The organism is Cupriavidus sp. 05N39 (genome assembly GCF_056397325.1).
The window spans coordinates 114,439-128,901 of sequence record NZ_JBFTNE010000026.1 but is presented as its reverse complement, the minus strand read 5'-3'; the positions used below and the strand labels follow the sequence as shown (position 1 = coordinate 128,901).

Annotated in this window: 12 protein-coding genes and 1 tRNA gene; 12 read left to right on the top strand and 1 reads right to left on the bottom strand. The window is 65.7% G+C overall.

Going from position 1 to position 14,463, the window contains the following annotated elements:
• Window positions 1-606: 606 nt before the first annotated feature.
• From AC1DN0_RS14990 to AC1DN0_RS14950, 9 genes are all read left to right on the top strand, one after another.
• Complete coding sequence (locus tag AC1DN0_RS14990) at window positions 607-1,224, top strand: GbsR/MarR family transcriptional regulator (RefSeq protein WP_441633862.1); 618 nt, start codon at window positions 607-609, stop codon at window positions 1,222-1,224.
• Window positions 1,225-1,228: 4 nt separating this feature from the next.
• Window positions 1,229-2,608 (top strand): cytochrome ubiquinol oxidase subunit I, encoded by a 1,380-nt coding sequence (locus AC1DN0_RS14985; RefSeq protein WP_441633860.1) that lies wholly within the window; start codon window positions 1,229-1,231, stop codon window positions 2,606-2,608.
• On the top strand, window positions 2,605-3,627 hold the full coding sequence (locus AC1DN0_RS14980) for a cytochrome d ubiquinol oxidase subunit II (RefSeq protein WP_441633858.1): 1,023 nt from the start codon (window positions 2,605-2,607) through the stop codon (window positions 3,625-3,627). The genes AC1DN0_RS14985 and AC1DN0_RS14980 overlap by 4 nt, the downstream gene beginning before the upstream one ends.
• A 91-nt stretch (window positions 3,628-3,718) precedes the next feature.
• Entirely contained in the window at window positions 3,719-4,651 is a 933-nt protein-coding gene (locus AC1DN0_RS14975) for an oxygenase MpaB family protein (RefSeq protein ID WP_441633872.1), read from the top strand.
• A gap of 49 nt (window positions 4,652-4,700) precedes the next feature.
• Complete coding sequence (locus AC1DN0_RS14970; RefSeq protein ID WP_441633856.1) at window positions 4,701-5,354, top strand: 3'-5' exonuclease; 654 nt, start codon at window positions 4,701-4,703, stop codon at window positions 5,352-5,354.
• A 239-nt stretch (window positions 5,355-5,593) separates the two neighbouring features.
• The gene (locus AC1DN0_RS14965; RefSeq protein ID WP_477145818.1) at window positions 5,594-6,328 is read left to right on the top strand and encodes a YdcF family protein; all 735 of its coding nucleotides are present in this window, start codon (window positions 5,594-5,596) and stop codon (window positions 6,326-6,328) included.
• A 316-nt stretch (window positions 6,329-6,644) separates the two neighbouring features.
• Window positions 6,645-7,775 carry an FAD-dependent monooxygenase gene (locus AC1DN0_RS14960; protein ID WP_441633852.1) on the top strand — a complete coding sequence of 377 codons (1,131 nt, stop codon included), beginning with the start codon at window positions 6,645-6,647 and terminating at the stop codon, window positions 7,773-7,775.
• 38 nt (window positions 7,776-7,813) lie between these two features.
• Window positions 7,814-8,662, top strand: coding sequence for an IclR family transcriptional regulator (locus AC1DN0_RS14955; protein WP_441633850.1), 849 nt, complete (start codon window positions 7,814-7,816; stop codon window positions 8,660-8,662).
• Window positions 8,663-8,680: 18 nt separating this feature from the next.
• Window positions 8,681-9,499: a DODA-type extradiol aromatic ring-opening family dioxygenase gene (locus tag AC1DN0_RS14950; RefSeq protein WP_441633848.1), complete on the top strand. Its 819-nt coding sequence runs from the start codon at window positions 8,681-8,683 to the stop codon at window positions 9,497-9,499.
• Between the two features lie 113 nt (window positions 9,500-9,612).
• Here the strand turns inward: AC1DN0_RS14950 and AC1DN0_RS14945 are convergent.
• Window positions 9,613-9,687: transfer RNA gene (locus AC1DN0_RS14945), tRNA-Thr, on the bottom strand.
• A gap of 377 nt (window positions 9,688-10,064) precedes the next feature.
• Here AC1DN0_RS14945 and AC1DN0_RS14940 point away from each other — a divergent pair.
• From AC1DN0_RS14940 to AC1DN0_RS14930, 3 genes are read left to right on the top strand one after another with little or no spacing between them, the layout of a single operon-like run.
• Complete coding sequence (locus tag AC1DN0_RS14940) at window positions 10,065-10,808, top strand: DUF3348 domain-containing protein (protein WP_441633846.1); 744 nt, start codon at window positions 10,065-10,067, stop codon at window positions 10,806-10,808.
• Between the two features lie 10 nt (window positions 10,809-10,818).
• Window positions 10,819-13,809 carry a DUF802 domain-containing protein gene (locus tag AC1DN0_RS14935; RefSeq protein ID WP_441633844.1) on the top strand — a complete coding sequence of 997 codons (2,991 nt, stop codon included), beginning with the start codon at window positions 10,819-10,821 and terminating at the stop codon, window positions 13,807-13,809.
• The gene (locus tag AC1DN0_RS14930) at window positions 13,806-14,453 is read left to right on the top strand and encodes an OmpA family protein (protein WP_477145817.1); all 648 of its coding nucleotides are present in this window, start codon (window positions 13,806-13,808) and stop codon (window positions 14,451-14,453) included. The genes AC1DN0_RS14935 and AC1DN0_RS14930 overlap by 4 nt, the downstream gene beginning before the upstream one ends.
• Window positions 14,454-14,463: the final 10 nt, after the last annotated feature.

The following is a 14,463-nucleotide window of genomic DNA, read 5'->3' as shown; positions in this document are numbered from 1 at the left end:
TGACTGGCTACATCCGTGATTTGCACCCCGGACATAACCAACATGTTTTACTGTGCGAGCACTTTATAACTTGTAAGCTAAAAGACCGAAGTCTTCCGCATCCGCTATCAAGCGCCCACACTTATCGGTTGTTTGTTTGTTAAAGAACTAGTTGCGGTTCGCTTTGCTTACCGCGTCGCTGCGTTTGCTGCAGCAGAGAAACGAGATTATGAAGAACTTTTCAAACTTAATCAAGCATTTTGCGAAATTTCTTTTTCCCGGAAACTTCGCTGACTTCGCCTGATTACTCTCGTTAATCCCCGCAACCATTTTCTGCCRCTCRGTTTGCAGCGGTGTTTCCTGCTGCGGGGGACCGAATACTAAGGGTTTCCCACTAAGCTTGCAAGCTTTTTCTGGGAAATTCGTAAAGTGTTCCCGCAGCCACTCAAGCGAATTGAGTGGCCTGGGGCCAGCCCGGCTACGGAACTCAGACAATCACGCTTTGAGCCGCTTGCAGCGAACCCCAAGTCTGGGCAGCGACACCTTGCCGCACCCCTAGAACCCGGCCACGTTCTCCCGTTTCATACTAAACTTTCAAAACTTTCTAAAAATTCAAAACAGACAAGCATGCATCTCTCGCCCCTGATCCAGCGCTTCGTGCTCCATTTCGGCGAAATGGGCAGCCGCTGGGGTATCAACCGTACAGTCGGACAGATCTACGCCCTGCTGTTCACCGCCTCCCGCCCGCTCAATGCCGACGAGATCGCCGAAGCGCTGGGCTTTTCGCGCTCCAATGTCAGCATCGGCCTGAAGGAGCTGGAGTCGTGGAACCTGGTGAAACTGTCGCATCAGCCAGGAGATCGCCGCGAGTATTTCTCGGCGCCTGACGATGTCTGGGCCATCTTCCGCACGCTGGCCGAGGAACGCCGCCGGCGCGAGATCGATCCGACCCTGTCGATGCTGCGCGAAGTCCAGCTGGAAACCCCGTCCGACCCCAACGACCGCCATGCGCAGGAGCGAATGAAGGAGATGTACCAGCTGATCCTGCTGGTAACGAGCTGGTTCGGCGATATCCAGAAGCTCGACGTGGCCACGCTGGAAAAGCTGATGAAGCTCGGCTCCAAGGTCAACAAGTTGCTGGAAGCGAAAGAAAAATTCAGCATCGCCCTCGGCGGCAAGCCTCGCGCCGATACCGCCCCAGCCAGCGTCGTGAAGGCCAAGCCGACCCGCACCCGGAAGGAGTAGTTCCATGTTCTCGTCGCTCGACCCGGTGGTGCTGGCGCGCGTGCAGTTTGCCGCCAACATCACTTTCCATATCCTGTTTCCCACCATCAGCATCGCCCTGACCTGGGTGCTGCTGTTCTTCAAGCTGCGCTTCAACAAGACCGGCGACGACCGCTGGATGGCCGCCTACCGCTTCTGGGTGAAGATCTTCGCCCTGACCTTTGCGCTGGGGGTGGTCAGCGGCATCACCATGAGTTTCCAGTTCGGCACCAACTGGCCGGGCTATATGGAAACCGTGGGCAATGTGGCCGGGCCGCTGCTGGCCTATGAGGTGCTGACGGCATTCTTTCTGGAGGCCACCTTCCTCGGCATCATGCTGTTCGGCATGCGCCGCGTCAGCAACCGCACGCATACCATCGCCACGCTGCTGGTGGCGGGCGGCACCACCTTGTCGGCCTTCTGGATCCTGGCGCTGAACTCGTGGATGCAAACCCCGGCGGGCTTCGAGATGATCGATGGCCGCGCCCACGTGACGAGCTGGCTGGCGGTGATCTTCAACCCGTCCTTCCCTTACCGTTTCGTCCATATGCTGCTGGCCTCGGGCCTGACCGTGGCTTTCCTGCTGGCTGGCATCTCGGCCTACCGCTGGCTGCGCGGCGACCGCGCGCCGGATGTGCTGTCGTCGCTGCGCACCGGCGTGACCATCGCTGCGGTGCTGATCCCGCTGCAGATCGTGGCGGGCGACCTGCATGGACTTAACACCTTGCACCACCAGCCAGCCAAGATCGCCGCTATGGAAGGCATCTGGAAAACCGAGAAAGGCGCGCCGGCCGTGCTGTTCGGCCTGCCCAATGCAACCACGCGGAACAACGATTTCGAGATCGCCATTCCCAAGCTGGCTTCGATCTACCTGACCCATAGCGCGGATGGCGAGGTCAAAGGCATCGACGCCTTTGGCGACAGGCATCCGCCGGTGGCGCCGCTATTCTTCGCCTTCCGCATCATGGTGGGCGTGGGCCTGCTGATGCTGGCGGTGTCGTGGGTGGCGGCGTGGCAACTGCGCCGTGGCGGCCAGCCCGCGCCGTGGATGGCGCGGGCGCTGGTGGCCATGACCTTCTCCGGCTGGGTGGCCCTGGTGGCCGGCTGGTACGTCACCGAGATCGGCCGCCAGCCTTACCTGGTGTACGGCGTGCTGACCACCGCGCAGGCGGCCTCCAAGGTGCCGGCAGCCATGATCGGCGCCACGCTGGCGATGTATCTCGCGCTCTACCTGGCCCTGATCGCCGCCTATATCTCGGTGGTCTTCTACCTGGCCCGCAAAGCGGGGACCGACGCCAATGCAGGCAAGCCCGGGATCGAACCCCTTCAAGCCGTGGTGCCTGGCGAATTGCGGAGCGCAGAATGAACGACCTGACCCAACCCGCCGGCTGGATGCCGCTGGTATTCCTGGCCCTGATGGGCCTCTCGATGCTGATCTACGTGATCCTGGACGGCTACGACCTGGGCGTTGGCGTGCTGCTGCGCCGCGCGGACGATGCCGACAAGGACACCATGATCGCCTCGATCGGCCCCTTCTGGGACGCCAACGAAACCTGGCTGGTGCTCGGCGTAGGCCTGCTGCTCACGGCGTTCCCCATCGCCCACGGCGCGATCCTGACCCAGCTCTACCTGCCGGTGGCGCTGATGCTGGCGGGGCTGATCATCCGCGGCGTGGCGTTCGACTTCCGCGTGAAGGCGCGCGCCCACCATAAGCCGTGGTGGAACCGCGCGTTCTACGCGGGTTCGCTGCTGGCTGCCTTCTCGCAAGGCCTGATGCTCGGCCTCTATATCACCGGCTTCCAGTACGGCTGGCTCGACATTGCCTTCGCGGTGGTGGTGGGGCTGTGCCTGGTGGCGGGCTACTGCCTGCTGGGCGCGGGCTGGCTGATCATGAAGACCAGCGGCAGCCTGCAGCGGCGCGCCATGTACTGGGCGCGCCGCAGCCTGTGGCTGACCGGCATCGGCGTGGCGGCGATCTCGCTGGTCACGCCGATGGTGAGCCAGCGCATCTTCGACAAATGGTTCTCGCTGCCCAACATCATCCTGCTGGCGCCGATCCCGCTGGTCACGGTGGCACTGTTCGTCATCATCGACCGCCTGCTGCGGCGCATGCCGGCCATGCACGACCGCGGCAACGACCGCTGGTGCTGGGTGCCGTTCGCCGGCACCGCGGTAATCTTCCTGATGGCGTTCAACGGCCTGGCGTACAGCATCTTCCCCTATCTGGTGGTGGACAAGATCGATATCTGGCAAGCTGCGAGCGCACCGGAATCGCTCGGCGTCATCCTGGCCGGCGCGGCGGTCGTGCTGCCCACCATCCTGGGTTACACGCTCTACGCCTACCGTGTTTTCTGGGGCAAGGCGACGGACCTGCATTACTACTGAGCCGTGTGTCATCATTAGGGTCGAATCGACACGCAATCACCAGGCTTTTATGAGCGGCTCGCAAGGCCATCCCCCCGGCATTCCCCCCTCCATGTCCCCGCCCGGCGGCCCTCACCGGCGGCTGCTCGACCGCCTGCGCGCCCGGGCGGGCGCGCAGGTGAGGGGTCTGACCCGGAGCAACTCCGGCCTCAGCCTCGACTATGACAACCCGCCCGGCGACCCCGGCCTGTTCGGCCCGGACGCGGTCTGCTGGCGGGTGCACGCCGATTTTCCGGCGATGCTGGCGGGCGGCGTCAGCGCCCTGCTGATGCAGACCATGCATCCGCTGGCGCTGGCCGGCGTGTGGGATCACTCCACCTTCCGCACCGATATGCAGGGCCGGCTGGGACGCACCGCGCAGTTCATCGCCGGCACCACCTACGGCAGCCGCGCCGATGCGCTGGCGCTCATTGACCGCGTCAGGCGCATTCACGCCGCGGTCAAGGGCACCGCCCCGGACGGACGGCCCTACGCGGCGGACGATCCGGCGCTGCTGACCTGGGTCCATGTGGCCGAGGTGTCGAGCTTCCTGACCGCATACCTGCGCTATGTCGGCCCGCTCTCGCTTGCCGAGCAGGACCGCTATTACGAGGAAGAGGCACGTATCGCCGAACTGCTGGGCGCTACCGAAATACCCCGCAGCACGGCAGCCATCGCCGCTTACCTGGAGCGCATGCGCCCGCAACTGGTCGTGAGCGAGCGCAGCCGCGAAGTGGTAAGGCTGGTGATGGCCATGCCGGTGGCCAGCCCGCTGCTGGTGCCGGCTGTACGCATCATGGCCGACGCGGGCATTGCACTGCTGCCGCACTGGGCCCAGCGCGAGCTTGGCCTGCATGGCGCCACCGCGATCCGCCGGCCGGTTTCGCTGGCCGGCATGCGAGTGCTGGCCCCCACCTTGCGCTGGGCGCTCGGCAGCGGACTGGCGGCGCGCGCGCGGCGGCGGGCGGCAAAGCCCGCGCCCGCGACGCTGACACAGTCGTCCTGAGCTAGTGGCCTGGACGGGCAATGAACTAACAAAGATCAAGAGAAACAGTATGCAGACCATTGCGGTTCTGGATTTTGAGACGACGGGACTGTCACCCAATCAAGGCGACCGGGCTACCGAGATTGCTGTCATTCTGTTGCGTGACGGGCAAATCGTCGACCGCTATCAAAGTTTGATGAACGCGGGCAGGCGCATCCCCTCGCAGGTCGTGAACCTCACCGGCATCACGAACGACATGATTGCATCGGCACCTGCCGCGTCGAAGGTGATGCGAGAAGCGGCCCAGTTCGTCGGCAAGCATCCCGTGGTGGCCCACAACGCGGGTTTCGACCGGAGGTTTTGGCAAGCCGAGCTTGCGCACCTGGGCATGTCGTCCGATCAGTCCTTCGCCTGCACCATGCTCGTTTCGCGGCGCGTCTACCCGCACGCGCAAAACCACAGGTTGTCGACGCTGGTCGACATGCTGCGATTGCCGAAGTCCGGGCGTGCCCACCGTGCGATGGCCGATGCCCAGATGACCTGCCACCTCTGGCACCGTCTGCAGCACGATATCGCCCAGACTTACGGCATGAGCCGTGTGGACTACGAACTCATCACCCGCGTACAGCTCACCAGCAGCGCCAAGGTGCCGGCGTTCCTGCGTTCGCTGGGCGAGGGCCAGGCGCGAGGCGATGTGAGCGGGACCCCGGAAGGAAACCAGTGACTGGCACTGTGCCAAGACATCGCAAGCGAGGGTGCTGGTGCGGCTAGCGGCCGCCGGGTCGTTGATTCTGATCTTCGCAGGGATCCCGCTCGCCAACGCCCTGCACGCGCCCCTGCCCCATTGCGCCTTCAACAAAGAAGGCATGCAACTAACCATTTGCCTGGATGAAAGTGACACGCGCAACATTGTCGACTAGCGCTGCCTGGCGGCGCACCTGCCTTGCACTACCTGGCGCACTGATGATTGGCGATGCCTTCGCGCTGATGCTGATGGGACTGTTCAACTTCGGTGTCGTCCTGCCTCTGGCGATCGGCGCGGCCTTTCTCATGCTGTCATGGCGCTGGGAGACAGTGGCGCAATGGCGCACGGCCAGCCGGCGGCGCCGATGGATCTGGGGGATAGGCCGGGCGGCGTTTRCCGCGTGGCTGGTGACATTGGGGATGTTCTTCTATTTCATAAGCGCCGGCATTTCCGAATCCACGGACGCGGGATCGCCCCCCAAAGCCATCCTCATACTGGGCTCTGGCACACCACATTGCGCCGCATCGCCTACCCTGGCTGCGCGGCTGGACGAAGGCCTGGCGCTGGCACGGCAATGGCCAGCGGCGCGAGTGGTGGTGAGCGGCGGCCAGGACTTCGGACTGCGGTGCAGCGAGGCGGATGTCATGGCGGACTACCTGACCACGCATGGCCTGGCGCCGGACCGCCTGATCCGGGAAGACCGGAGTACCAGCACGGAGGAAAACCTGCTCTTCAGCCGCCGGTTGCTGGAGCAACAAGGCGTGAGCGCCGGCGACCCGCTAGTGCTGGTGACCAGTGATTTTCACCTGATACGCGCGAAGCGGATTGCGCATAAGGCCGGGTTCCGGACCGTGTCAGGCGCAGGGGCCGCTACGCCACTCTATTTGCGATACAACGCCTGGTTGCGCGAGTATTTTGCGTTTATCAGTGGTTGGATATTGCGGGAATACTAGCCCCCCAAAAGAAGGCACGCCGCGCCGGCACGCAAAGAGACTGCGCAGTTCAACCTCGTGGGTTGAACTCGCGCACCCGCCGCCTTCAGGCGGACCCACGCACCCGCAGGTTTTCTCCTTCCCTTGAGGCCGCAATGCGGTCTCTTCCTTCGTTCGCCCCCGCGTAAACCCTCGGGTTGACATCCCCTTGCCGCCTTTATATTCTTTTATGAACATTACGTTCATATTTGAACATATCTACCGGCAAGCGCAGCCGCTATGCAGCGAGGCGCACCCCCCGGGTACATACCAAGGCGACCCCAAAGGAACAAGCACCATGGCTTCAAGGAAAATTGGCATCAACGGCGCCGGCATCGGCGGCCTCGCCGCGGCGATTGCGCTGCGCAAGCTCGGGCAGGATGTCGTGGTGTTCGAGCAGGCCGCGCGCTTTGCGCGGGTCGGCGCGGACATCAACCTCACGCCCAACGCGGTGCGCGCGCTGGATGGCCTGGGCGTGGGCGAAGCGCTGCGCGAGACCGCCGCGCGGCCTACCCACCGCATCAGCCGGGCGTGGAATACCGGCGAGGAAACCTCGCGCCTGGCCATGTCCGACGAGGCGGAGATCCGCTATGGCGCGCCGCAGCTCACCATGCACCGCGGCGACCTGATGACCGCGCTGGAGCGCGCCCTGCCCGCTGCATGCGTCAGGCTCGGCAAGAAGGCGACGGGACTCGAACGGCATGAGGCCGGCGCAACCTTGCGCTTCGCCGACGGCACGCAGGAAGACGTGGATGTGCTGATCGGCGCCGACGGCATCCATTCGGCGGTGCGCACGTCGCTGTTCGGGCCGGAGCATCCGGTCTTCACCGGCGTGGTGGCCTACCGCGCGGTGGTGCCGGCCGAGCGCCTTGCCTCCGTGCCGAACCTGCAAGCCTTTACCAAGTGGTGGGGCCCCGAGGCAACCTCGCAGATCGTGACCTTCCCGCTCAACCGCGGCCGCGAGATCTTTGTCTTCGCCACGGTGGCGCAGGAAGCCTGGCGCAACGAATCCTGGACCACGCCGGGCCGCGTGGAAGACGTGCGCGAGGCCTATGCGGGCTTCCATGCCGAAGCCCGCGCGCTGCTCGATGCCTGCGACGACGTGCTGATCTCCGCGCTGTACGTGCGCGACCCGCTGCCCGCCTGGTCCGCCGGCACGGTCACGCTGCTGGGCGACGCCTGCCACCCGATGATGCCCTTCATGGCGCAAGGCGCCGGCATGGCCATCGAGGACGGCGTGGTACTGGCCCGCTGCCTGGTCGAGGCCGACGGCAAGGACATCCCGGCCGCGCTCGCGCGCTACCAGGCCGCGCGCCACGAGCGCACCAGCCGCATCCAGATCGGCTCGCGCAGCAACGCCTGGCTCAAGGAAGGCGGCAATGCGGACTGGGTGTACGATTACAACGCCTGGCAGGTGCCGCTCAACTAAGCCGTGCGGTACACCGCCACCCCGCCCAACCGGAACCGATGAGCAAGAACCCCAAGCTGAGCCAGCCCGCACCCGCCGCAAACGAGGCCGCCGATGGCGGCGATGACGACAAGACGCAACTGGTCAGCCCGGTGATCCGCGCCCTGCGGCTGCTGCGCTTTATTGCCGAGGGCGGGTCCACCGCCAACCTGAGCGAGGTGGGCCGGCGCATCGACGTGAACCGCGTAACGGTGATGCGCCTGCTTGCCACGCTGGAGCACGAGGGCATGGTGGAGCGGCTGCCGCAGGGCGGCCACCAGGCCGGCTTCGATCTCGTCAAGCTGGCGGCCAAGGTGCTGGCGTCCAAGGACCTCACCGTGTTCGCGCGCAGTGTGCTGGCGGGACTAAGCCAGTCGCTGCAACTGTCGGCATACCTTGGCGTGCTGGATGGCGGTGACGTGCTTTACCTGTTGCGCGACATGCCGCAGACCACGCTGGTCAGCAACATCCAGGTCGGCAGCCGGGTGCCGGCCCACCTCACCACGCCGGGGCGCATGCTGATCGCCGGCCTGCCGGAAGATGCACTGCGCGAGCGCCTGGGTGAAGAACCGCTGGCCATCGTCACCGGGCAGAGCCCGGCCACCTACGCGCGGCTGGGCGACATCCTTGCCGCCGACCGCGAGCGCGGTTGCGCATGGAGCTTCTCCGCGTTCGAGGCCGGCATCGACTCCTGCGCGGCGCCGGTATTCGATGCCAGCGGCGCCACCGTTGCCGCCATCAGCGTGGCCGGCCCGGAACTCCGCTTCGAGCGGGATACCACGCTGCGCGAGCGCGTCGAACGCGAGGTCAAGCGCGCCGCGCGCGAACTGTCCGGCCTGCTTGGCTACGTTGCCGAGCGGCGCCGCTGAGTCACCAGGAGAGCCAAGATGACAACGCCAGCACTTCCCACATTTTTCATCTCGCACGGCGGCGGGCCCTGGCCCTGGATGGAAGAACAAATGGGTGGCCGTTACGACAGACTCAAGACCGCCCTGCAGCAGATGCCGCAATTGGCGGGCGCGGCGCCCAAGGCAGTACTGATGATTTCGGCGCACTGGGAAGAGCCGGACTTCACGATCATGGCCAATCCGAACCCGCCCATGATCTATGACTACTACGGCTTCCCGGACTACACCTACCAGATCCGGTACGCGGCACCAGGCGCGCCGCAACTCGCCGGGCGCGTACTCGGCCTGCTGGAAAGTGCGGGYATTGCCGCCCGGCTCGATCCGCTGCGCGGCTTTGACCACGGCATGTATGCGCCGATGGCCGTCATCTATCCCGGCGCGGAGATGCCGACCGTGCAACTCTCGCTCAAGCGCGGGCTCGACCCGCTCGCGCACCTGGCGCTCGGGCGGGCGCTGGCGCCGCTGCGGCGCGAGGGCATCCTTATCGTCGGCAGCGGGCTGAGCTACCACAACCTGCGCGCGTTCGGCCCCGCGGGGAAGGAGGCGTCGGCAGCATTCGATGCATGGCTTCAGCAAGCACTCACGGCAACAACCCCGGAACAACGCGCCGCGGCGCTGACGGCCTGGGAGAACGCGCCCGCGGCTCGCCAGGCACATCCGCGGGAAGAGCATCTGCTGCCGCTAATGGTGGCGGTCGGCGCGGCCGAAGACGACACAGCCACACGGGTCTATCACGAGGACAACTTCGCCGGCGGCATCACGGTGTCCAGCTTCATGTTCGGGGGAATGCGTCAGTAGGGCCTGGCACGACGGAATGCGGCGCGGGAACTGACCGATGGAGTGAACCTGACTAGAGCGGCCTGTACGATGGCCGCTAGCCGCGGGGAGTGAATTCGGGGAATGAAAACGGATGGTGCCCATGGGCAGGATCGAACTGCCGACCTCTCCCTTACCAAGGGAGTGCTCTACCACTGAGCCACATGGGCAGTTACTGATCGCAAACTGCAACGACTTGCTCTTTTGCCTGATGCAACGGAGCGGGATACGAGACCGGTATTGTCGCCATAACCCATTGATTCTTAAGGAATTTTTCAGCCTCCCGCCGAATCAATGGACTGCATTATGGACTAATCACCCCTGCTCGGCAACCCCTGACAAGCGAAAGTTTCCATGGTATTGCGTTCGCAAAGCCTGGCCCGCAAACGGGCGATCATGCCATCGAGCGTGTGGAGCCTGACCCGGTTCGCTTCGCGATTGCCGATGACACCATGTGGCTCTGGCTGCTTGTTAGCGCTTCAATGCGAAAGGAAGTGGGTTCAGCTGCCGCCGGCGTGTAAACTAGCGGGTTTTTGACTCCGCCGGTATGGTGCAAGTGTCACAGCGCACAAGTTTCAGCGGCCCGACGCTCATTCGTTTGCTTGCACGCCTGACGGACGTCGATGTTCCCGAATCCAGACAATCGCTCTCGGACCGGCTGAGCCAATGGCTCGGCTGGGCCGACGCCATCGAGCTGTCCACGGCCCTGAGCGGCAATCCGCCGGCTGTGGCACCCGGCGCGCGAGCCTTCGGCAGCGCCGAGGAGCGCGATTGCGCACGTGTCCGAACCGCGTTGGCGGATGCCATCGCCGGCGACAGCGCACTCGCCCCCGCCAGGCGGCGCGGACAAGCGCAGCCGCCCGCGCAGGCGGATGCGGTGGATGCGGTAGTGGATTACGCGGTTTATCGTCAGCGTTACCTCTCTCTGCAGCAGGCGATGGAAACGGGCATCGGCAATCTGCGCGGCCGCCTGCGGGCGATGCTGGCCGCCAGTACGCCCGCCATGTCCCGGCTTGCGGTGCTGGATGCCGCCATGGAGCGGGCACTGAGCGCGCGCGAGCGGAGTCTGCTTGCCGCCGTGCCCGCGCTGCTCGAAGGGCACTTCGAGCGTTTGCGCCAGGCCGGGCAGGCGGCGTTGGCCGACGCCCAGGTCCCGGGAGAGCCCGCGGCGGTCACGCCCGGCGCATGGCTGGATGTGTTCCGCAAGGACATGCGGAGCGTGTTGCTTGCCGAACTGGACATTCGTTTTCAACCGGTCGAAGGGCTTCTTGCGGCCCTTCGCTCAAGCTAACCAGGACGCCATGTCCAGATATCTTCTTAATTTCGCCGTCTTTGTGGTGGGTCTGGCCGTCGTGTGCTGGATCGGCGCCGGCTACGCCGGCTCGAACACCTTGGCGCTGGCCGTCACGATGCTGGTCGGCGCCTGCTACCTGGCAGGCGCGCTTGAACTGCGACGCTACCACCAGGCCACTTCCACCCTGGCGCGGGCCGTGGCCGGCCTGTCCGAGCCTCCAGCCAGGCTGGCTGCATGGCTGGAGCAATTGCATCCCAGCCTGCGCAATGCGACGCGCCTGCGCATCGAGGGTGAGCGCGTGGGCCTGCCGGGGCCGGCGCTGACGCCGTATCTTGTGGGCTTGCTGGTGCTGCTGGGCATGCTCGGCACTTTCCTGGGCATGGTGGTCACCCTGAGGGGCACCGGGATGGCGCTGGAAAGCGCAACGGACTTGCAGGCCATCCGCGCTTCGCTGGCCGCGCCGGTCAAGGGTCTGGGATTTGCATTCGGCACCTCGATCGCGGGCGTGGCCACATCCGCCATGCTGGGGCTGCTGTCCACGCTGAGCCGGCGCGAGCGGCTCCAGGCGGCGCAGATGCTGGACGAGAAGATCGCGACGACATTGCGCGTCTACTCGCTGACCCATCAGCGCGAGGAATCCTTCAAGCTCCTGCAGCGGCAGGCCGAGGCAATGCCCAGCCTGGTCGACCGGCTGCAGGCCATGATGGCGGCCATGGAGCAGCACAGCCAAACCTTGCACGAGCGGCAGATCGCCAGCCAGGACGCCTTTCACGGCAAGACCGAGGCCGCGTACACCCGCCTGGCTTCCTCGGTGGAGCAGTCCATGAAGGAAAGCATCGCCGAGAGCTCCCGCGCCGCCGGTGCGGCGCTTCAGCCGGCCGTGGAAGCTTTGATGTCGAGCATCGCGCGGGAGACGGCCTCGTTGAACGACACCGTCACGCAAGCCGTGCAGCGGCAGCTCGACGGGCTGTCGGCCGGGTTCGAGTCCGCGACCACTACCGTGGCGGACATCTGGAACAAGGCGCTGGCGGGGCACCAGCGATCGAGCGAGGCGCTGACGCAGGACTTGCGCACCGCGCTCGATCAGTTCGCCGGCACCTTTGAGCAACGCTCGGCGGGCCTGCTGGAAGGCGTCTCCACCCGCCTGGAAGCCACGGCGGGCAGCATGTCGGAAGCGTGGAACAGCGCGCTGTCCCGGCACGAGCACATCAGCGGGAAACTGGCGGGCGACAATCAAAGCGCCCTGGCGGCGGCCGCGGCGACCTTGGAACAGCAATCGGCGTCGCTGGTGCGCACGGTGGGCCAGTCGCACGCGGACCTGCAGGCGGAACTGGCATCGCGGGACCAGCAGCGGCTGGCGGCCTGGGCCGAAACGCTCGGCTCGATGGCCGCTACGTTGCGCCACGAGTGGGAGCAGGCGGGCGCGCACAACGCGAGCCGGCAGCAGGAAATCTGCGACACGCTGGCGCAAACCGTGCGCGACATCTCGGCCCAGACGCAAGCGCACGCCAGCAACACGGTCGCCGAAATCGACCGGCTCGTGCAAGCCGCGTCCGCGGCCCCCAAGCTGCTGGAAAGCGTCTCCGCGCGCCTGGAAGCCGCGACGGGCGGCGTGTCGGAAGCGTGGAGCAACGCGCTGGCCCAGCACGAGCGCGTCAGCGAGAAACTGGCGGACAACAATCAACAGGCCCTGGCGGCCGCCGCGGCGACCATCGAGCAGCACTCGGCTTCACTGCTGCACACGGTGAACCAGTCGCATGTGGACTTGCAGGCGGAACTGGCAGCGCGGGACCAGCAGCGGCTGGCGGCCTGGACCGAAACGCTCGGTTCGATGGCCGCTGCGCTGCGCCGCGAGTGGGAGCAGGCGGGCACGCACAACGCGAGCCGGCAGCAGGAGATTTGCGACACGCTGGCGCAAACCGCGCGCGACATCTCGGCTCAAACGCACGCACACGCCAACAGCACGCTCACCGAAATCGACCGCCTCGTGCAAGCCGCGTCCGCGGCCCCCAAGCTGCTGGAAGGCGTCTCCGCGCGCCTGGAAGCCGCAACGGGCAGCGTGTCGGAAGCATGGCGCAACGCGCTCTCCCAGCACGAACGCATCAGCGAAAAACTGGCGGGCGACAACCAACACGCGCTGGCGGCGGCCGCGGCTACCCTCGAGCAGCACTCGGCGTCGCTGGTGCGCGCGGTGGGCCAGTCGCACGCGGACCTGCAGGCGGAACTGGCATCGCGGGACCAGCAGCGGCTGGCGGCCTGGACCGAGACGCTCGGTGCGGTGGCTGCCACGCTGCACAAGGAGTGGGAGCTGGCGGGCACGCACAACGCGAGCCGGCAGCAGGAAATCTGCGACACGCTGGCGCAGACCGCGCGCGACATCTCGGCCCAGACGCAGGCGAACGCCAGCGACACCATTGCCGAAATCTCCCGGCTCGTGCAAGCCGCTTCGGAAGCCCCCAAGGCCGCGGCCGACGTCATCGGCGAACTGCGCCAGAAGCTCTCCGACAGCATGGTCCGCGACAACACCATGCTGGAAGAGCGCGGTCGCCTGCTGGAAACGCTGGCAACCCTGCTCGGTGCCGTAAATCATGCCTCCACCGAACAGCGCACGGCTGTCGACGCGCTGGTCGGCACGACGGCGGATCTGCTGGACCGTGTCGGCACCCGGTTCACCGACAAGGTCGAGGCTGAAACCGGGAAGCTGGAAGCCGTCGCGGCACAAGTCACCGGCAGTGCCGTCGAGGTGGCAAGTCTGGGCGAAGCATTCGGTATGGCCGTGCAGTTGTTCGGCGAGTCGAACGACAAGCTGGTGGCCCACCTGCAGCGCATCGAAGCCGCGCTGGACAAGTCCGTCGTGCGTAGTGACGAACAGCTTGCGTATTACGTGGCACAGGCCAGGGAAGTCATCGACCTGAGCATGATGTCGCAGAAGCAGATCGTCGAAAACCTGCAACAGCTCGCCGGCCAGGGGGCGCTCGCCGGCGCCGAAGCGGCATGAGCGAGGACCTCGACGCCGGCGTGGAGCCGACAGCGCCGATATGGGCCGTCTTCGGCGACCTGATGTCGGTGCTGCTGGGCGCCTTCGTCCTGATCCTGGTGGGCGTCATCGGTGTGCAGCTCGAACTCTCGACCAAGCTGGAAGAGGAGGTCAGGCAACGGCAGGAGGAGACGCATCGCCGCGAGGCCCTGGAGAAGGCGCTGGCGGTGCCGCTGGCGGCTGGCCGGGTGACGCTCGTCAACGKACGCATCGGCATCAGCGGCAGCGTATTGTTTGCCCTCAACTCCGATCAGTTGCAGCCTGAAGGCCGGGAAGTGCTGAAGAGCCTGGCCGCGCCCCTGTCTGCTTACCTGCAGGCCCGCGAGGAGATCCTGATGGTGAGCGGCTTTACCGACGACCAGCAGGTGCGGGAAGCCAACCGCCGCTTTGCCGACAACTGGGAGCTGTCAGCGCAGCGCGCATTGACGGTAACCCGTGCGTTGATCGATGCAGGCATCCCATCCTCCTCGGTATTCGCGGCCGCGTTCGGCTCCGAACAGCCCGTGACCTCGAATGCCGACGACCAGGGACGGGCCAAGAACCGGCGCGTGGAAATAGCGCCGATCGCCAGACCATCCACCGCAACGGTGAAGCGCCGTGGGTAGTGGCGGGACA

Bases quoted from the DNA above. Each gene is read 5' to 3' on its own strand.
- AC1DN0_RS14990 (WP_441633862.1), top strand. From the start codon at position 607: ATGCATCTCTCGCCCCTGATCCAGCGCTTCGTGCTCCATTTCGGCGAA.
- AC1DN0_RS14935 (WP_441633844.1), top strand. From the start codon at position 10,819: ATGTCCAGATATCTTCTTAATTTCGCCGTCTTTGTGGTGGGTCTGGCC.
- AC1DN0_RS14955 (WP_441633850.1), top strand. From the start codon at position 7,814: ATGAGCAAGAACCCCAAGCTGAGCCAGCCCGCACCCGCCGCAAACGAG.
- AC1DN0_RS14980 (WP_441633858.1), top strand. From the start codon at position 2,605: ATGAACGACCTGACCCAACCCGCCGGCTGGATGCCGCTGGTATTCCTG.
- AC1DN0_RS14970 (WP_441633856.1), top strand. From the start codon at position 4,701: ATGCAGACCATTGCGGTTCTGGATTTTGAGACGACGGGACTGTCACCC.
- AC1DN0_RS14975 (WP_441633872.1), top strand. From the start codon at position 3,719: ATGTCCCCGCCCGGCGGCCCTCACCGGCGGCTGCTCGACCGCCTGCGC.
- AC1DN0_RS14960 (WP_441633852.1), top strand. From the start codon at position 6,645: ATGGCTTCAAGGAAAATTGGCATCAACGGCGCCGGCATCGGCGGCCTC.
- AC1DN0_RS14940 (WP_441633846.1), top strand. From the start codon at position 10,065: ATGGTGCAAGTGTCACAGCGCACAAGTTTCAGCGGCCCGACGCTCATT.
- AC1DN0_RS14985 (WP_441633860.1), top strand. From the start codon at position 1,229: ATGTTCTCGTCGCTCGACCCGGTGGTGCTGGCGCGCGTGCAGTTTGCC.